This is a genomic window from Lapillicoccus sp., from assembly GCF_046595215.1.
Classification (GTDB): domain Bacteria; phylum Actinomycetota; class Actinomycetes; order Actinomycetales; family Dermatophilaceae; genus Lapillicoccus.
Genome location: NZ_JBKJPP010000145.1, coordinates 1 through 18,351 on the forward strand (window position 1 = coordinate 1; position 18,351 = coordinate 18,351).

At 70.7% G+C, this 18,351-nt stretch carries 12 protein-coding genes and 1 pseudogene; 7 read left to right on the plus strand and 6 right to left on the minus strand.

What is annotated here, in order from left to right; translation table 11 throughout:
- From narH to ACLL9L_RS12980, 4 genes are all read right to left on the minus strand, one after another.
- The coding region (gene narH / locus ACLL9L_RS12965; protein ID WP_411285076.1) for a nitrate reductase subunit beta at positions 1–933 on the minus strand (933 nt) is incomplete at its 3' end.
- Positions 933–4,676 (minus strand): nitrate reductase subunit alpha, encoded by a 3,744-nt coding sequence (locus tag ACLL9L_RS12970; protein WP_411285077.1) that lies wholly within the window; start codon positions 4,674–4,676, stop codon positions 933–935. The genes narH and ACLL9L_RS12970, both read right to left, overlap by 1 nt.
- A 25-nt stretch (positions 4,677–4,701) precedes the next feature.
- Positions 4,702–5,190 carry a hemerythrin domain-containing protein gene (locus ACLL9L_RS12975; protein WP_411285078.1) on the minus strand — a complete coding sequence of 163 codons (489 nt, stop codon included), beginning with the start codon at positions 5,188–5,190 and terminating at the stop codon, positions 4,702–4,704.
- The gene (locus ACLL9L_RS12980) at positions 5,190–6,473 is read right to left on the minus strand and encodes a nitrate/nitrite transporter (RefSeq protein ID WP_411285079.1); all 1,284 of its coding nucleotides are present in this window, start codon (positions 6,471–6,473) and stop codon (positions 5,190–5,192) included. Before ACLL9L_RS12980 ends, ACLL9L_RS12975 begins: the two co-directional genes overlap by 1 nt.
- 269 nt (positions 6,474–6,742) lie before the next feature.
- Here ACLL9L_RS12980 and ACLL9L_RS12985 point away from each other — a divergent pair, with 269 nt between their 5' ends.
- The 5 genes from ACLL9L_RS12985 to nirD are packed head-to-tail and all read left to right on the plus strand — an operon-like array spanning position 6,743 to position 15,011.
- Entirely contained in the window at positions 6,743–8,239 is a 1,497-nt protein-coding gene (locus tag ACLL9L_RS12985; RefSeq protein WP_411285080.1) for an MFS transporter, read from the plus strand.
- Complete coding sequence (locus ACLL9L_RS12990; RefSeq protein WP_411285081.1) at positions 8,236–10,365, plus strand: molybdopterin oxidoreductase family protein; 2,130 nt, start codon at positions 8,236–8,238, stop codon at positions 10,363–10,365. Before ACLL9L_RS12985 ends, ACLL9L_RS12990 begins: the two co-directional genes overlap by 4 nt.
- A complete protein-coding gene (locus tag ACLL9L_RS12995) occupies positions 10,362–11,969 on the plus strand; it encodes an FAD-dependent oxidoreductase (protein ID WP_411285082.1) in 1,608 nt (535 codons plus the stop codon). The genes ACLL9L_RS12990 and ACLL9L_RS12995 overlap by 4 nt, the downstream gene beginning before the upstream one ends.
- On the plus strand, positions 11,969–14,560 hold the full coding sequence (nirB, locus tag ACLL9L_RS13000; protein ID WP_411285083.1) for a nitrite reductase large subunit NirB: 2,592 nt from the start codon (positions 11,969–11,971) through the stop codon (positions 14,558–14,560). The genes ACLL9L_RS12995 and nirB overlap by 1 nt, the downstream gene beginning before the upstream one ends.
- A 34-nt stretch (positions 14,561–14,594) precedes the next feature.
- Positions 14,595–15,011: a nitrite reductase small subunit NirD gene (gene nirD, locus ACLL9L_RS13005; RefSeq protein ID WP_411285084.1), complete on the plus strand. Its 417-nt coding sequence runs from the start codon at positions 14,595–14,597 to the stop codon at positions 15,009–15,011.
- A gap of 71 nt (positions 15,012–15,082) precedes the next feature.
- Here the strand turns inward: nirD and ACLL9L_RS13010 are convergent, their stop codons facing one another.
- The gene (locus ACLL9L_RS13010) at positions 15,083–16,222 is read right to left on the minus strand and encodes a uroporphyrinogen-III synthase (protein WP_411285085.1); all 1,140 of its coding nucleotides are present in this window, start codon (positions 16,220–16,222) and stop codon (positions 15,083–15,085) included.
- Positions 16,219–17,217, minus strand: coding sequence for a uroporphyrinogen-III C-methyltransferase (cobA, locus tag ACLL9L_RS13015; RefSeq protein WP_411285086.1), 999 nt, complete (start codon positions 17,215–17,217; stop codon positions 16,219–16,221). Before cobA ends, ACLL9L_RS13010 begins: the two co-directional genes overlap by 4 nt.
- Before the next feature lie 176 nt (positions 17,218–17,393).
- On the opposite strand from cobA, the gene ACLL9L_RS13020 reads away from it, so the two are divergent.
- The gene (locus ACLL9L_RS13020; RefSeq protein WP_411285087.1) at positions 17,394–18,074 is read left to right on the plus strand and encodes a sirohydrochlorin chelatase; all 681 of its coding nucleotides are present in this window, start codon (positions 17,394–17,396) and stop codon (positions 18,072–18,074) included.
- A gap of 135 nt (positions 18,075–18,209) precedes the next feature.
- Positions 18,210–18,351: pseudogene (locus ACLL9L_RS13025) on the plus strand (ISL3 family transposase); the annotation flags it as partial.

The window sequence follows — 18,351 nt, forward strand, 5'->3', positions numbered from 1 at the left end:
GGCCTGCTCGATCACCTTCGGGTCGAACGGGTCCATGAAGATGTCGAGCTGCGCCTGATACAGATCACGGTCATGTTCAACGCTCGCCGCTTGTTGAATGCGATCCGCGTCGTACAGCAATACGCCAAGATAGCGAATGCGCCCTACACAGGTTTCAGAGCATACGGTCGGCTCGCCCGCTTCGATGCGTGGGTAGCAGAAAGTACACTTTTCCGCCTTGCCACTCTTCCAGTTGTAATAAATCTTTTTATACGGACAGCCGCTGACGCACATGCGCCAGCCGCGGCACTTCTCCTGATCGACGAGGACGATCCCGTCCTCCTCGCGCTTGTACATCGCGCCCGACGGGCAGGACGCGACGCACGCCGGGTTCAGGCAGTGCTCGCAGATGCGCGGGAGGTACATCATGAAGACCGACTCGTAGTCGGCCCGCACCTGCTCCTCGACGCCGTCGCGCAGGTTCGGGTCGAGCCGGACCTGGTCGGGCCCGCCGCCCAGGTCGTCCTCCCAGTTGGGTCCCCACTTCAGATCCAGCGGGTCGCCCGTGACCTTGGAGATCGGCCGCGCGACGGGCTGGTGCTCCTGACGCCGCGGGCTGAACAGCGACTGGAAGTCGTAGGTCCACGGCTCGTAGTAGTCGTCGAGTTCGGGCAGGTCCGGGTTGGCGAAGATCGAGGCGAGCTTGCGCAGCGGGCCACCGGCCTTCAGGCGCAGCTTCCCGCGGCGGTCGAGCTCCCAGCCGCCCTTCCACTTGTCCTGGTCCTCCCAGCGCTTGGGATACCCGACGCCGGGCTTCGTCTCGACGTCGTTGAACCACATGTACTCCGCGCCCTGGCGGTTGGTCCAGACGTTCTTGCACGTCACCGAGCACGTGTGGCACCCGATGCACTTGTCGAGGTTCATGACCATCCCGACCTGGGCCATGACCCGCATCAGTACGTGACCTCCGACGTGCGCTTGCGGATGATCGTCAGCTCGTCGCGCTGGGATCCGATCGCCCCGTAGTAGTTGAAGCCGTACGAGAGCTGCGCGTACCCGCCGATCAGATGCGTCGGCTTGATCATGATCCGCGTGACGGAGTTGTCGGTGCCGCCGCGGGTCTTCGAGGTCTCGCTGATCGGCACGTTGATGTGCCGGTCCTGCGAGTGGTACATGTACGCGCTGCCGTCCGGGATCCGGTGCGAGACGACCGCGCGGCAGGCGATGACGCCGTTGCGGTTGACGATCTCGACCCAGTCGTTGTCGGCCGCGCCGATGCGCTTCGCGTCCCCGGGGCCGAGCCAGACGACCGGCCCGCCGCGGAACAGCGTGAGCATGTGCAGGTTGTCCTGGAACTCGGAGTGGATCGACCACTTGGAGTGCGGCGTGATCCACTTGACGAGCACCTCGGCGTCGCCCACCTCGAGTTCGCCCTGCTCGTGGCGCGCGACGGCCAGCGGCGGGCGATACGCCGGCAGCCCCTCGCCGAACTCGAGCATCCAGTCGTGGTCGAGGTAGAAGTGCTGGCGCCCGGTCAGCGTGCGCCACGGCACGTCGCGCTCGACGTTCACGGTGAACGGCGAGTAGCGGCGCGTGCGGCTCTCGATCCCCGACCACTCCGGCGAGGTGATGACCTTGCGCGGCTGGATCCGCATCTGCGAGATCGTGATCCGCTCGTCCTCGCGGTCCTCGGCCAGGTCGGCCAGCTTCGTGCCCGTCCGCTGCTCCAGGAACTTGAAGCCCTCGACGGCCAGGCGCCCGTTGGTCGTGCCCGACAGCCGCAGCACGACCTCGGCCGCGTGGATGTCGGTGACGATCTGCGGGCGGCCCTCGGCGATCCCGCTGCGCACGATGCCGTTGCGGCGGCGCAGGTCCTCGACCTCCTGCTCGGGCTTCCAGGAGATGCCCTTCCAGGCGATGCCCGCGGTCTCGACGAGCGGGCCGAGCGCGGTCATCTTGTCGTGGACCGTGCCGTAGTCGCGCTCGACGACGACGAGCTTGGGCATCGTCTTCCCGGGAATCGGCTCGCACTCGCCCGCCTTCCAGTCCAGGACGACGCCGCCGGGCTGGGCCAGCTCCTCGGGCGTGTCGTGGAGCAGCGGCGCGACGACGAGGTCCTGGCGCACGCCGAGGTGCTTCTTGGCGAGCCGCTGGAACTGGGCGGCGACGCGGTTGAAGGCGTCCCAGTCGGTCCGGGTCTCCCACGGCGGCGGCACGGCCTGGTTGAACGAGTGCACGAACGGGTGGAGGTCCGTGCTGGCGATGTCGTTCTTCTCGTACCAGGTCGCCGCCGGCAGGACGATGTCCGAGTAGAGCGCGGACCCGTTCATCCGGAAGTCGATCGTCGTGAACAGGTCGAGCTTGCCGGTCGGCGCCTCGTCCCGCCAGACGACATCCTGCGGGCGCCCCTCGGGCGCGGTCTCCTGCGCCGTGATCGCGTCCTTGTCGACGCCGAGCAGGTGGCGCAGGAAGTACTCATGGCCCTTGCTGGAGGAGCCCAGGAGGTTGGCGCGCCAGAGCGTGAGGATGCGCGGGAAGTTCGCCGGATCGTCCGGGTCCTCGGCCGCGAACCGCAGTTCGCCGCTCTTCAGCTGGGCGATGACGTGCTCCTGCGGCGTGCGGCCCGCCGCCTGTGCCTCGTCGCAGAGGTCCAGCGGGTTGCGGTTCAGCGACGGGTAGGACGGCAGCCAGCCCATCCGCGCCGACTGCGCGACGCAGTCGGCGAAGTGCTTGCCCTTCAGCCTCCCCTCGCCCAGGGGCGAGGCCAGCTCCTCGGCGCCGAAGCGCTCGTAGCGGTACTGATCGGTGGCGAGATACCAGAACGACGTCGTCGCCATCTGGCGCGGCGGCCGCGCCCAGTCGGTCGCGAAGGCGAGCACGCCGAACCCGGTGATCGGGCGGACCTTCTCCTGGCCCACGTAGTGCGCCCAGCCGCCGCCGTTGACCCCCTGGCAGCCGGTGAGGTTGGTCAGCGTCAGGAACGACCGGTAGATCGTGTCCGAGTGGAACCAGTGGTTGGTCCCGGCGCCCATGATGATCATGGAGCGGCCCGTGGACTCCTCGGCGTTGGCGGCGAACTCCCGGCCGATCCGGGCCGCGGCTGCGGCCGGGACTCCGGTGACGACCTCCTGCCAGGCGGGCGTGTAGGGCTCGTCGACGTCGTCATATCCCGTCGGCCAGCTGCCGGGCATCCCGTCGCGGGCCACCCCGTACTGCGCCAGCATGAGGTCGAACACCGTGGTGACCAGGTGTCCGTTCACTCGTCGGACCGGGACGCCCCGAGTGAGCACCGCAGAGGCGCCGGTGGGCTCGTCGAATCTCGGGAGCTGGACCTGCACCGGGGCGAGGTCACCGCCGGTGACGCTGAGCATCGGCACGACGTCCCCGAGGTCAAGGTTCCACTTGCCGATGCCGTCGTCCCCGTAACGGTGGCCGAGCGATCCGTTGGGCACCACGGGCTCGCCGGTCACGCCGTCCAGCAGCACGGTCTTGAACGCCGCGTTCTCGCTGACGGCCAGCTCGCCGCCGAGATCCTCGGCGGTGAGGAACTTCCCCGAGACGTATGCCGGGTCGCCGCCACCACCGGGGTGGGCCCCGTCGCCACCACCCGGGACCGGGTCGAGCCTGATGAGGAACGGGAGGTCGGTGTAGCGCGAGACGTAGTCGCTGAAGTAGGGGACCTGTCGGTCGACGAAGAACTCCTTGAGGATCACGTGGCCCATGGCCATCGCGAGGGCGCCGTCGGTGCCGGGGCGCGGGGCGAGCCACTCGTCCGCGAACTTGACGTTGTCGGCGTAGTCCGGAGCGACGGCGATCACCTTCTGCCCGCGGTAGCGCGCCTCGGTCATCCAGTGCGCGTCGGGGGTGCGGGTGACCGGGAGGTTCGACCCCCACATGATGAGGTATCCGGCGTCCCACCAGTCCCCGGACTCGGGGACGTCGGTCTGGTCGCCGAACACCTGCGGGGAGGCGACGGGCAGGTCGGCGTACCAGTCGTAGAAGCTCAGCATGGACCCCCCGATGAGGTTGACGAACCTCGCACCGGAGGCGTGGGAGACCATTGACATCGCCGGGATGGGTGAGAAGCCGGCAACGCGGTCCGGGCCCCACCGCTTGATCGTGTGCACGTGGGCGGCGGCGACGATCTCGCTCGCCTCGTCCCACGAGGCGCGGACGAGTCCGCCCTTGCCGCGGGCCGACTTGTAGCGGGCCGCCCGGACGGGGTCCTCGACGACGTCGGCCCACGCCAGGACCGGATCCCCCAGCCGGGACCTTGCCTCGCGGTACATCTCGAGCAGGACCCCGCGCACGTAGGGGTAGCGAACCCGGGTGGGGGAGTAGGTGTACCAGGAGAAGGCGGCACCTCGGGGGCAGCCCCGAGGTTCGTACTCCGGTCGATCCGGGCCCACCGAGGGGTAGTCGGTCTGTTGTGACTCCCAGGTGATGATGCCGTCCTTGACGTAGACCTTCCAGGAGCACGACCCGGTGCAGTTGACGCCATGCGTGGAGCGGACCACCTTGTCGTGGGACCACCGGTCGCGGTAGAAGGTGTCGGCGTCACGGCCGCCGACCTTGTGCAGTGCGCGCTGGTCGGAGGAGACCTCTGCCCGGGTGAAGAACCGCCTCGTGGCCACCAGCGCCTGCGTCACCGGGTCGTCGAGCTCCGGGGGGCGTCTGCGGGGGTCGGTGCTGGTCATGGATCGTCCTTCCGCCGGGCGCGAGTCATACTCGGTCGTGGTCGTGGTGGGGGGCGAGCAGGCCGCTGCCCGCGGCGACGCGGAGGTCTTCGATACGCTCCCACTGGCCGGGGTCGAGTGCCACCAGGGCGGCCGGGAAGAGCCCGTCCTGCTCCTTGAGGATATGTTCTCTCAACAGGTCAAGCGCGCTCTGCAGGCGGGTCGGCCAGTCGGGGTCCCGGGGGACACCGGTGGCGCACTCCGACAGCACGGCTTCGACGCGACGGTGCTCGGAGCGCAGGACACCGATGTGGTCGGGGAAGTCTGCCGTCAGGAACGGGAAGAGTCCCTCCTCCTCGACCCTCGTGTGTGGCCCAAGGATGGCGGCGATCCGCAGACAGCTCCGGGCGGCGGCCGCAAGATCGCCGTGCTGCACGTGGGTGCGGGTCTCGCCGATGGCGGCCACCACTGCATCGTGCTCGCGGGTGAGTTCGTTGATGACGGAGATCTGTTGGCATCCGCAGTACTCGCACATCACCGTGTCTCGACGGCCGGCGAGACCATCGTCGGTGCGGGTGCGGGTGCGGGCGGCGCGGCGCCGTGAGGTCCCGCGGCTTTGCGCACGACGGTGAGGGTGAGGGCCAGGGTTGCCGCGGCGACAGCGGCGAGCAGGGCCAGGCCCAGCCCGTAGGAGCCGGTCAGGCCGTAGACGTAGCCCATCACCAGGGGCGGGACGAACCCGCCGAGTCCGCCGGCGGCGCCCACCAGACCGGTGACGGAGCCCACCTTGGCGCCCGGCGCAACGCCGGAGACGAGGGCGAACGTGGCGCCGCTGCCGGCTCCGAGCGCCCCGGCCATCATCAGGAAGGCGATCGTCCCCACGGGCATCAGCGGGGGGGTGAACGCCTGCACCGAGGCACCGAGGGTGACGACCGCGTAGGTCGCGGCCAGCACCGGGATCGGCCCGAGACGGTCGGACAACCAGCCCCCCAGCGGTCGCAGGATGACGGCGACGAGGACGAAGCCGGCCATCCGGTTGGCAGCATCGGCCTGATCGAGGCCGTAGGCGGTCTTGAGGTAGGCGGGCAGATACACCGAGAACGCGACGTAGCCGCCGAACGCCACCGCGTAGAGGATCGATGCCTGCCAGGTGATGGAGAGCCGGGCGGTGGCGGCCAGTCGTGCCCCGAGCGGCTCAGTGGGCACGGTCCGCCCCGGGGCGTCTCGCAGCAGAACCCACGCGACGGAGGCATACGCAGCCAGGGCGAGCGCCGTGATGAGGAACGGGGACGCCGGGCCCTGCGACGAGACGAGCTTGACGGTCGTCAGGGCGCTGATCGCGGTGCCACCCATGCCGGCTCCGAACACCCCCAGCGCCAGGCCGCGACGCTCCGGGGGGAACCAGCCGTTCACGAAGGGGATACCGACGGCGAAGGCGGTCCCGCCGATGCCCAGGAAGAAGCCGCCGACCAGCAGCGACACCATCGAGGTCTGTCCGGCCAGGCCCACGAACAGCACCGGAACGATCGTCGAGAGCGACACGAGCGGAAACATGACGCGACCACCGAACCGGTCGGTCAACGCCCCCACCGGGATCCGGCCGAGCGACCCGACGATGACCGGCACGGCGACGATCAGGGCCTGCTGCGATCCACTCAGGCCCAGCAGGTCCTTGAAGCGGGGGCCCAGTGGGCTGAGCAGCGCCCACGCCCAGAAGTTGACCGCGAAGCCCACGGTGGCCAGCACGAGCATGAGGAGGGGTGGGCGCGGCGAGCTCGACCCGAGCGCTCGTGCCTCGTTGCGTGCCGCCGTGCTCATGTCGGTACCCGTCGTCTAGAGATGAACGGCCGGTCGGCTCGTCCGGTCCAGACTCTGCGAAGACACGCCCGCGCCATAGGGCACAAGGTCCCGTCTCTCCGGCGTCATCTCGCCTCGGTGCCGAAAAGTCGCCGGCGAACTCCTTCTCACGACGGCCTCCTGACCGTGTGAGGTCATGTTCACGGGCCGGTTACCGGTCGCCGTGTCCACGCAACAAAGGCTCTCTAGCGTGGGCCTCAAGCGCACGACCGGGACCATCAGGAGGACGCGTGAACACGCCCAAGACGGTTGCAGAGTCAGAGAACTCGCGATCCCCCCGTCCAGGGGGACTCGGGAGGCCCCGCTCGAGGCTGATCACCGACTGGGACCCCGAGGACACCGCCCTGTGGGAGGCGGGCAACAAGGACATCGCCCGCCGCAACCTCGTCTGGTCGGTCGCCACCGAGCACATCGGCTTCTCGATCTGGTCGATCTGGTCGGTCATGGTCCTCTTCATGCCCCAAGCGGTCTACGGCTTCACCCCGGCGGACAAGTTCTTCCTCGTCGCGGTCCCCACCCTCGTGGGAGCCGTGCTGCGGGTGCCCTACACGGTGGCGACGGCGCGCTTCGGAGGGCGCAACTGGGCGGTGTTCAGCGGGGTCGCGCTCCTGCTCCCGACGACGGCCACGTGGTATCTCATGACCAACCCGGGCCACTCCTACACCACCTTCCTCGTCGTCGCCGGCCTGTCCGGTCTGGGCGGCGGAAACTTCGCCTCGTCGATGACGAACATCAACGCCTTCTATCCGCAGCGGATGAAGGGATGGGCGCTCGGGCTCAATGCCGGCGGCGGCAACATCGGGGTACCGGCGGTCCAGCTGGTGGGCCTGCTCGTCATCGCGACGCTGGGGAACCGACGGCCGGAGGTGGTCTGCGCGGCATACCTCGTCCTGCTCGTCCTGGCAAGCACCGGGGCGGCGGTGTTCATGGACAACCTCGACCACCAGACCGCGAACACCCGGGCCATGAAGGACGTCCTTGGCCACCGGGACGCCTGGGTGATCTCCCTCCTCTACATGGGGACCTTCGGCTCGTTCATCGGCTTCGGCTTCGCGTTCGGCCAGGTGCTGCAGATCAGCTTCCTCGCCGAGCTCACCGGCGGGCAGGCGCCGACGCCGGCCCAGTCGGCCGCCGCCAGCCTGCACGCGGCCCAGATCGCCTTCATTGGTCCCCTCCTCGGTTCGATCAGCCGGGTCTGGGGCGGACGCCTGGCCGACCGCCGGGGAGGAGGCCTGATCACGCTGGTGACGTTCGCGAGCATGGTTGCCGCCGGGGGGCTCCTCATCGTTGCGGGGAGCCTCGACGACGCCACCCCGGGTGCGGCCAGCGGTCCCCAGATGGCCGGCCTGATCATCGGGTTCATCCTGCTCTTCGTCCTCTCGGGGATCGGCAACGGCTCGGTCTACAAGATGATCCCGGCCATCTTCGAGGGGCGCAGCCACGACCTCGTCGGGGTCTCGCCCGAGCAGCGCACCCACTGGTCGCGCGCCATGTCCGGCGCCCTCATCGGCATCGCCGGGGCCGTCGGGGCCCTGGGTGGCGTCGGCATCAACCTCGTCCTGAGGGCGTCGTATGCCGGGTCGGCCCACTCCGCCACGGCGGCCTTCTGGGCCTTCACAGCCTTCTACGTCCTGGCCGCCGTCGTCACGTGGACCTGCTACGTGCGCCGGTCCCGCACCATCGCCCCGGAGCAGCTGCAGGGTACCCCTGACCTCGTGGCCAGATGACCGCGGCGCAGCTGACCGATCGACAGCCGACCGATCGACAGACGACCGACACCCACTGCCCCTACTGCGGACTGCAGTGTGCGATGACGCTGTCCGGGACGTCGGCGTCGGACCTGAAGGTGGGCGCGCGTCGCTTCCCCACGAACCGTGGGGGCCTGTGCCAGAAGGGCTGGACCAGCGCCGAGATGCTGCGCCACCCCGGACGGGTCGTCACCCCGCTGGTGCGCGAGGGGGCGGAGCTCGTCGAGACGTCGTGGGAGGTCGCCCTCGACCGTGTCGCAGACGGCATCAGGAGGGCCCAGGCCGCGGGCGGCAAGGACGCTGTCGCCCTGTTCGGCGGAGGTGGCCTGACGAACGAGAAGGCCTATCAGCTGGGCAAGTTCGCCCGGGTGGCCCTGGGAACGGCCCAGATCGACTACAACGGGCGGTGGTGCATGTCCTCGGCGGCAGCCGCCGGCATCCGCTGCTTCGGCCTCGACCGGGGGTTGCCGTTCCCGGTCACGGACCTCTCCTCGGCCCACGCCGTCCTGCTGCTCGGGGCCAACCCCGCCGAGACGATGCCCCCGTTCCTCACGCACCTGGTCACTGCCGCGGACGCCGGTGGCCTAGTCGTCGCGGACCCTCGGCTGACCCCGACCGCGGCGCTCGCACTCGAGGGCGGCGGCGTCCACCTCCAGCTGCGCCCCGGCACCGACGCTGCCCTGGCGCTCGGGATGATCCACGTCGCGGTCGTCGACGGGCTCATCGACCGTGACTACGTCACCGCCCGCACGAACGGGTGGGAGGACCTCTGGTCGATAGCCTGCCAGTGGTTCCCGGACCGCACCGAGCGGGTGACCGGCGTGGCCGCCTCGTCGATGCGCCGGGCCGTGGCCCTGCTGGCCCGGGCCCGGGACACCGAGCGTGGCGCCTATGTCCTCAGCGCCCGCGGCGGTGAGCAGCACGTGACGGGCACCGACACCGTCAGCGCCTTCATCGGGCTCGCCCTCTGCCTCGGCCTGCCCGGCAACCGGGGCAGCGGCTTCGGGACGGTGACGGGGCAGGGCAACGGCCAGGGTGGGCGCGAGCACGGGCAGAAGGCCGACCAGCTGCCCGGTTACCGCAGGATCGACGACCCGGCGGCGCGCGCGCACGTCGCCGGCGTCTGGGGCATCAAGCCCGCCGATCTTCCGGGGCCCGGTCGCAGCGCCTACGAGCTCCTCGACGCACTCGGACAACCCGAGGGTCCGACCGCCTTGATGATCCACGGGTCGAACCCGGTCGTCTCCGCCCCACGCTCGTCCCACGTGGCCCGCAGACTCGGGGCCCTGGACCTGCTCGTGGTCTGCGACTTCGTCCTCTCCGAGACGGCAGCCCTGGCCGACGTCGTCCTGCCCGTCCTGCAGTGGGCCGAGGAGGAGGGCACCATCACCAACCTCGAGGGTCGGATCCTGCGCCGGCGCCGGGCCCTGACGCCACCCGGGCAGGCCCGCGGCGAGCTGGAGATCTGGCAGGAGCTCGCGATGCGCCTCGGCCAGCCGGCAGAGCGGTTTCCCACCGACCCCGAAGTGGTCTTCGACGAGCTGTGTCGTGCGTCGGCGGGTGGCCCGGCGGACTACTCCGCCGTCACCTGGGCGCGCCTCGACGCGGGCGAGAACCTGCAGTGGCCATGCTCGCCCGCGCACCCGGACGGGACCCCGCGCCTGTTCCTCGACGAGTTCTCCACCGTTGACGGCCGGGCTCGTTTCGTCCCGGTGGACCACGTCGGCCCGGACGAGAGCACCGGGGAGGACTACCCGCTCATGGCGACCACCGGGCGGGTGCTGGCCCACTACCAGTCCGGCGCCCAGACCCGGCGGGTCCCCGAGCTCGCCGCGGCGGCGGGGGAGATGTTCGTCCAGCTGCACCCCGACACCGCCGCCAGGTCAGGCGTGGTCGACGGCGAGCCCGTGGACGTTGTCAGCCGTCGGGGCCGGACCCGCGCACTGGCACGGTGCGACGGCGACATGCGCCTCGACACCGTCTTCCTGCCGTTCCACTGGGGCGGCCTCGGCAGCGCGAACCTACTCACCAACCCGGCGCTCGACCCGACGAGCCGGATGCCAGAGTTCAAGGCGTGCGCGGTCCGGCTGGAGGGCATGCGATGACACCACGACGCGTGCTCGTCGTCGGCAACGGGATGGCGGGCGCTCGGCTCGCCGAGGACCTGCGCCACCGCGACCCGCGAGGCGCCGAGGTCCACGTGACGGTCATCGGCGAGGAGGCCCACCCGGCATACAACCGGATCCTGCTGTCCAATGTGGTCGCCGGGTCGGTGACCCCGCGCGAGACCCGGCTCAAGCCCGACGGGTGGTGGGACACCAGCGGTGTCGAGGTGCAGGCCGGACAGCGCGTGGTCTCGGTGGACCTGGCGGATCGCCGGGCACGGGTATGCCGGGTGGGACCCGACGGCTCGCCGCTGACGCAGACGACGCAGGTCCTGGAGTGGGACGAGCTGGTGCTCGCGACGGGCAGCACGTCCTTCATCCCACCGGTGCCCGGGCTCGTTCCGGACCCGCAGGCACCGACCCGGCTCGCCGAGGGAGCCATCGCCTTCCGGACCGTCGACGACTGCACCCGGATCGTTGCCGCCGCCAAGAGCGCCGCACACGCCGTGGTGCTGGGCGGCGGCCTCCTGGGCATCGAGGCTGCCCGCGGACTGCTCCTGCGTGGCCTCGACGTCACCGTTGTCCATCCGGCCGCCCACCCGATGGACCGTCAGCTCGACGGTGACGGGGGGGCGGTCTTCGCCCGGGTGCTGCGCCAGACCGGCTCGACGGTCGTGCTCGGGCGCCGCGTGACGGCCTTCCGCTCCGGCAGCACGGGGTCCGCGCGCTCGGTCGTCCTCGATGACGGCACGGATCTGCCGTGCGACCTCCTCGTGGTGACCACCGGGATCGCCCCCCGGGTCGATCTGGCCCGTGCCATGGGCGCGCACGTGGGTCGGGCCGTCGTCGTCGACGACCAGATGCGCACGTCTCTCGATCACGTGTGGGCCGTCGGGGAGTGCGTCGAGCACCGGGGGGTGGTCCACGGGCTCGTCCAACCCGGATGGGAGCAGGCCAGTGTCCTCGCTGACGTGCTCACCCGGACGGATCCTCAGGCGCGCTACGAGGGAACGAGAACCTCGACCCGGCTCAAGGCCCACGACATCGACCTGGCCAGCATGGGCGACATCACCTCAGGACCCCACGACCTCGGGCACGAGGTCGTCTCGATCGTGGATCCCGCACGGGGGCGCTACGCCAAGCTGGTGCTGCGCGACGACCGCATCGTCGGGGCCATCATGCTCGGCGGGGGCGACGCCGTCGGCGCCGTCACCCAGCTCTTCGACTCCGCGGCGGTGGTGCCCACGGACCGGGTGGCCCTGCTGCTCGGCCGGACCGCGGCCGGCCCCACCCGACACGACAACGCCAGCCTCGCCCGGATGCCCGGCTCCGCGGTGATCTGCCGCTGCAACTCGGTGACCAAGCAGACTCTCGTCCGCGCCTGGACGTCAGGGGCCACAACGGCAGAGCTGATGGCCGAGTCCACTCGCGCGACAACGGGATGCGGAGGTTGCCGATCCGCGGTCGAGGGCATCTGTGGATGGCTCCGCGCCGTCGACGACTCCCGATCGGGTGACGCCCCCCAAGCCAGTAGCGACGGGCGCCCCGACGCCGCACCCCTGACCGCAGCACCGGCCGCCGCCCTCACGGAAGGAGCAGCATGATGAGTCACCTGCAGAGTCCGCACCCGGGGGCTGAGGTCTCGACCGCGGTCGTCATCGGACACGGGATGGTGGGACACCGGTTCGTCGAGGCGATCCGCTCCAGGGACGAGGCCGACCGGTGGCGGGTGGTCGTCCTGGCCGAGGAGTCGGTGGCCGCCTACGACCGCGTCGGCCTGTCGTCCTACGTCGGCAGCTGGGACCGGGCCCAGCTCGCCCTGGCGAACAACGACTACGCCGGGGACGCCCTCGTCGAGCTGCGCCTGGGCTCCCCGGCCGCTCGCATCGACCGCGACGGACGCGAGGTGGTCACGACAGCGGGGGAGCGGATCGGCTACGACGCCCTCGTCCTGGCGACCGGTTCCTATCCCTTCGTGCCACCCGTGCCGGGCGCGGACCTCGAGCACTGCTTCGTCTATCGCACCCTCGACGACCTCGACGCCATCCGGGCCCGCGCGGAGGCGGTGCTCGCGAGGCCGGTGCAGCCGCAGCAGCCGGGCCAGTCGGGCCGGGTGGCGCGAGGGGTCGTCGTCGGTGGTGGTCTCCTCGGCCTCGAAGCCGCCAATGCGCTGCGCCTGCTCGGGATCGAACCGCACGTCGTCGAGTTCGCTCCCCGGCTCATGCCGCTACAGGTCGACGCCGGGGGCGGGGCGGTCCTCGAGAGACTCATCGGGGATCTCGGTGTGACGGCCTACACGGGCGTCGGCACGTCGGCCATCACGGCGGTCGACCGCCCCGAGGGAGACGTCCTGCAGGTCGAGCTGTCCGACGGCAGGGTGATCGAGACCGACCTCCTCGTCTTCTCGGCCGGGGTCCGCCCCCAGGACGCACTGGCCCGCGAGAGCGGTCTGGGTGTCGGCGAGCGCGGCGGCATCCTCACCGACCTCAGCTGCCGCACCGAGGACGAGGCGATCTGGGCCGTCGGTGAGTGCGCAGCGGTCGAGGGTCGCTGTTACGGGCTCGTCGCGCCGGGTTATGCGACCGCCGAGATCGTGGCCGACCGGATCCTCGGCGGCGAGGCGAGCTTCCCGGGTGCGGACATGTCCACCAAGCTCAAGCTGCTCGGGGTCGACGTCGCCTCCTTCGGTGACGCGATGGGCGCGACGCCGGGGGCGCTCGAGATCGTCCACAGCGACGCGGCACGCGGCACCTACGCGAAGGTCGTCCTCTCCGACGACGCCAGGACCCTCCTCGGTGGCATCCTCGTCGGCGACGCCACGGCATACACCACCCTGAGGTCTTTCGTCGGTCGCGAGGTCCCCGGTGATCCCGCAGCCCTGATCTCCCCGGCCGGCGACGGGGGAGCGGATCTGTCGTCTGAGCTGCCCGACGACGCGATCATCTGCTCGTGCAACGGTGTCGCCAAGGGGAGCATCTGCGCCGCCATCACCGACGGTGCGTGCGACCTCGCGGCGATCAAGGGCTGCACCAGTGCCGGGACGACCTGCGGTGGCTGCCTCCCCTCGGTGAAGAGGCTGCTCGTCGACTCCGGCGTCGTGCTGTCCACGGCCCTGTGCGAGCACTTCTCGCAGTCGCGCGCGGACCTGTTCGAGGTCGTCGCCGCCACGGGGATCCGCACCTTCAGCGAGCTCGTGGCCCGACACGGCACCGGGGAGGGGTGCGAGATCTGCAAGCCGACCGTGGCGTCCATCCTCGCCTCGACCTCGAGCGCGCACATCCTCGACGGCGAGCAGGCGGGCCTGCAGGACAGCAACGACCACTTCCTGGCCAACATCCAGAAGAACGGCACCTACTCCGTCGTCCCGCGGATGCCGGGCGGAGAGGTCACGGCGGAGCAGCTCATCGTCATCGGCGAGATCGCCCGGGACTTCGACCTCTACGTCAAGGTGACCGGGGGACAACGCATCGACCTCTTCGGGGCCCGGGTCGAGCAGCTGCCACCGATCTGGCGACGGCTCGTGGACGCCGGGATGGAGTCAGGGCAGGCCTACGGCAAGTCGTTGCGCACCGTGAAGTCGTGCGTCGGCTCGTCGTGGTGTCGCTACGGCGTCCAGGACGCGGTCGCGATGGCCGTGTCGCTCGAGCTGCGCTACCGGGGACTCCGGTCACCCCACAAGCTCAAGTTCGGTGTCTCGGGCTGCACCCGCGAGTGCGCCGAGGCCCGCGGCAAGGACGTCGGGATCATCGCGACCGACAAGGGCTGGAACCTTTACGTCGCCGGCAACGGCGGCCAGACCCCGAAGCACGCAGTGCTCCTCGCCTCCGACCTCGACGAGGCGACGCTGGTGACTTACATCGACCGGTTCCTCATGTTCTACGTCCGCACCGCCGACCGGCTCCAACGGACCGCGCCTTGGCTGGAGGGGATGGAGGGCGGGATCGAGCACCTGCGCGAGGTCGTCTGCGCGGACTCGCTGGGCATCGCCGCCGACCTCGAAGCCGCCGTCGAGCGCCACGTCGAGGGCTACCGGGACGAGTGGGCGGCCGTGCTGGAGGACCCCGAGAAGTTGTCGCGCTTCGTCTCCTTCGTCAATGTCCCCGACGAGTCGGACCCCACGATCGCCCTCGACAGCTCCGGGCCGCGCAAGGTGCCGGTCCTGCTCGGACTGCCCTCAGCCCGTCCGAGCCACTGAACCCCACGATCTGCACACGAGAGGACTCTCTTCGATGGACACTCACAGCTCGCCCCGACTGGTGGTCCGGCCCGGCGTGCTGCCCGACGCCCGCCGACGGGACTGGCTCGGCGTGTGCGACCTGCGGGCCCTCGTGCCAGGACGAGGCGTCGCGGTGCTGCTGCCTGACCGTCGTCAGGCGGCCGTGTTCCTGCTGCCCTCGGGAATGCTCTACTGCGTCGGCAACATCGACCCCTACAGCGGCGCCGCGGTCATCTCGCGCGGGCTCACCGGTGATCGCGCGGGCGAGGCGACCGTGGCGTCACCGCTGCTGAAACAGGTGTTCTCCCTTCGCGACGGCCGGGCCATGGACGACGACGGGGTGGCCCTGCCGACGTTCGCCGTCCGCGTCAAGCTGGGCGCCGTGCTGCTGGGTGTCGAGCGCTCAGCCAGCGCCGACACGGCCGCGTGATCGATGGGGTCCGCTGTCGACCTCCGGCGGCGGCGGCCATTCGGGCCATTCGGGCCCTCCCGGGCCATCCGTCAGACGTTGAGCCGGTATCCGCGCTTGACCACCGTCGAGACCAGGGCGGGATCCGGCAGCGCTGCCCGCAACCGGCTCATGGCCATGTCCAGGGCGTGTTCGTTCTCCGCCTCGGGAAGACGGGTCGCGAGCTGCTCACGGGAGAGCACCGTGCCCGGTCTGTCGAGCAGGGCGCGGAAGATCGCGAGCGGGCCCGGCGCCAGGACGGCTACGTCCTCGCCGAGCCGCACGGTCCGCCCACGGACCTCGATCGCACCCAACGCCGTGGTCACGCGGGTGACCCGTTGGGTCGCGAGGTGTTCGCAGACGAGGCGGATGAGGGCGCCGAGCCGGTAGCGGTCAGGCACGATCGGGACGATGCCGACGTGCAGCAGAGGCGCGGCGGTGACCGGCCCCACTGCCGCAGCAACCACGTCCCCGCGCAACATCAGGATCAGCTGGTCCAGGACTCCGAGCTCGGCAGCCCCACTGAAGAGGGCGTCGACGGCCGGGGCGCTGGTGAAAGTCACCGCGTCGAGGTTGCCGGCACAGATGGCATCAATGAGCCGGGGAAGACGGTCGCCGTCACTGGGGGCGACCCATCGGTAGGGCGCGACGGTGAGCACGGTCGCCCCGGCGCGCTCGAGCCGACCCAGCTGCTCGACGTCCGCGTAGCCGTGCAGCTGCACGACGACGGTGCGGCCGGCGACGCCGTGCGCCAGGACCATGTCGACCAGGGTCGCGGTCCGCTCGTCCCCCGCGATGCCGTCGTCGCTCAGGCCCGCCGCTCGCACCGCCCCCCTGGCCTTGGGGCCGCGCACGAGCATCGTTGCGGCAGAGAGGGTGGCGTGCAGGGCCTCGCCCAGACCGATCGCGTCCGCGGCCTCCACCCACCGACGCAGCCCGTATGCCGTGGTCACCAGCACGACGTCGGGTTCGGCTGCCAGCACGGCCTGGGTGTCTGCGAGCAGCAGCTCGTCCCGGTCGAGCGGAGCGATCCGCAGGGCCGGCGCGTGCAGGACGGTCGCGCCACGTCGCTCCAGGGCGGAGATGAGGTCCTCGGACCGCCGATCGGACGTCACGCCGATCCTGAAGCCCGACAGCAGGTCCGCACTGAAGCCGACCTGTTCCGGGTGAGGCGTCGGGGCCGGGGTCGTCATGACCGGCGCTCGGCCGTGTCGGTGGCGAAGGTGGCTGCGCTGGTGGCGAACTCGGGGGGCCAGCAGTGGGCCAGCCGCACGACGTCTCCGATGACGATGACGGCCGGCGACGCGCAGCCGACGCGCGCGACGTTGGCCGAGAGGTCCTCCAGCGTGCACACGGTGGTGCGCTGCTCAGGGGTGTGCGCCCGCTCGATGATTCCAACCGGGGTGGTGCCGGCCATGCCTGCCGCGACCAGGGCCGCGGCCGTCCGGTGGACCGTCCCGACTCCCATCAGGATCACCACGGTGCCTCCGAGAGCCTTCAGCTGACGGCACTGCTCCTCGGTGGGCGCCGTGTGGCCCGACAGGACCGTGAAGAGCTGGCTGACCCCCCGGTAGGTCACCGGGATGCCGGCTGCGCTCGGCGCGGCGATGGCCGAGGTGACGCCGGGGATGACGGACACGTGGATGCCCTCGGCCAGGGCGGCCTCGACCTCCTCGCGGCCTCGACCCAGGACGAAGGGGTCGCCCCCCTTGAGGCGGACGACGTGCTCGCCCCGTAGCGCCCGCTCGACCATGAGTCGCTCGATCTGCTCCTGTGGGACGGCGTGGTGCCCGGGACGCTTGCCGACGTCGACGATCTCGGCGCCGACCGCCATCTCCCGGACGGCCGAGCGCGGCCCGAGCCGGTCACAGAAGACGACGTCCGCGTCGCCGAGCGCCGCCCTGGCGGCGACGGTCATCAGCTCGGGGGCACCGGGTCCGCCGCCGACCAGCGTGATGTGACCGATGCTGCTGGCAGGAGCGTGCCTGATGACGGGTGTGGCGCACCGGGTGGTCGCAATGACGTCGTCCCACAGAGGATCACGGGTGGCGATGACGACCAGGGACGCTCGCTGAAGGCTCTCGGCCAGGCCGGGACCGGGCAGGGCCCAGTGCTCGACGACGGCCCCCCCTGCGCGGTATCGGCGCAGGGCACGTCGGGCGTCGCTCGCGCTGCCGAGAACGGCCACCGGGGCGTCGTTGAGGTCGACGTCGATCAGCAGGGAGTGCCTCCAGGTGCCTCGGTGCCGTTGGGCAGGCTCTGAGACTAAGAGATCCGTGTTTCGTCTTCGTGTCCGCTGGTGACTCGGGCGTAACGGGTCGTTCACGCACATCGCGCCGCCCGGTGAGGCCCCATGATGACTCCATGACAGATGTGCTCATCGCCGCATCCCACGGCACCTCCTCCCCGCAGGGGCACGACGCCATCGAGCGGCTGGTGGCCGCGGTGTCGTCGAGCGCACCGCACCTCAGCGTCCACCCGGCGTTCATCGACGTCGAGCAACCTGACGTGCCTGCCGTCCTGAGGGACGTCGGTCCTCGCAAGGCCCGGATCGTGCCGCTGCTCCTCTCAGCCGGGTTCCATGTCCACGTCGATCTCGTCGAGGCAGCGAACCGTCCCGGCGTGACGGTGTGTCGTGCGCTCGGCCCCGATGTGCGGCTGGCCCGGGTGATGGCTCGCCGCCTCGAGGCGGTCGGAGCGGGCGCCGACGACGTCGTCATCATGGTCGCAGCCGGGTCCACGGACGCTCGTGCCGTCGCCGACTGCGTGGCGCAGGCGGCCCTCCTGGGTGAGCTCATCGACAGGCCCGTCCAGGCTGCCTTTCTCTCGGCGGCCGCCCCCTCGCTCGCCGACGCCGTTCGAGCCGCGCGGTCCGGGGGGGATGCTCGCGTGGTCGTGGTCTCCTACCTCCTCGCGCCGGGCTACTTCGCCGACCTCGCCATGGTCTGCGGCGCCGACGCGGTGACCCCGCCCCTGCTCTCCGCCGCCGAGCCGCCCGCCGCGGAACTGGTGGAGATCGTCATCGACCGCTATCAGCACGGCTGACGCCAGGACCGACGGGCGCGGCGTTCTCGCCGACCACCTTCAGGAGGCGACGTCTCAGCCTGGATCCACCGGCCCCGCTGTTCCCCACAGTTCTGGACTGTCAATGAACCGGAACCTGTGTGATCGGAGAACGGCGTGCGCAGCACTACCGTATGGCCTGCCCTGCTCGGAGTGGAGAAGTCCGTCGGGATCGGGTGGCGTTCGACGAGGATGGGGAGACCCTGGTCGCCCACGTGCGTCCGCGGGCCAGGGCGCGCGGCCGGTGTGGGGTGTGCCG

Coding starts and splice junctions, on each gene's coding strand:
- ACLL9L_RS12970 (WP_411285077.1), bottom strand. CDS start 4,676: ATGACCAGCACCGACCCCCGCAGACGCCCCCCGGAGCTCGACGACCCG.
- ACLL9L_RS12975 (WP_411285078.1), bottom strand. CDS start 5,190: ATGTGCGAGTACTGCGGATGCCAACAGATCTCCGTCATCAACGAACTC.
- ACLL9L_RS12980 (WP_411285079.1), bottom strand. CDS start 6,473: ATGAGCACGGCGGCACGCAACGAGGCACGAGCGCTCGGGTCGAGCTCG.
- ACLL9L_RS12990 (WP_411285081.1), top strand. CDS start 8,236: ATGACCGCGGCGCAGCTGACCGATCGACAGCCGACCGATCGACAGACG.
- ACLL9L_RS12995 (WP_411285082.1), top strand. CDS start 10,362: ATGACACCACGACGCGTGCTCGTCGTCGGCAACGGGATGGCGGGCGCT.
- nirB (WP_411285083.1), top strand. CDS start 11,969: ATGAGTCACCTGCAGAGTCCGCACCCGGGGGCTGAGGTCTCGACCGCG.
- nirD (WP_411285084.1), top strand. CDS start 14,595: ATGGACACTCACAGCTCGCCCCGACTGGTGGTCCGGCCCGGCGTGCTG.
- ACLL9L_RS13010 (WP_411285085.1), bottom strand. CDS start 16,222: ATGACGACCCCGGCCCCGACGCCTCACCCGGAACAGGTCGGCTTCAGT.
- ACLL9L_RS13020 (WP_411285087.1), top strand. CDS start 17,394: ATGACAGATGTGCTCATCGCCGCATCCCACGGCACCTCCTCCCCGCAG.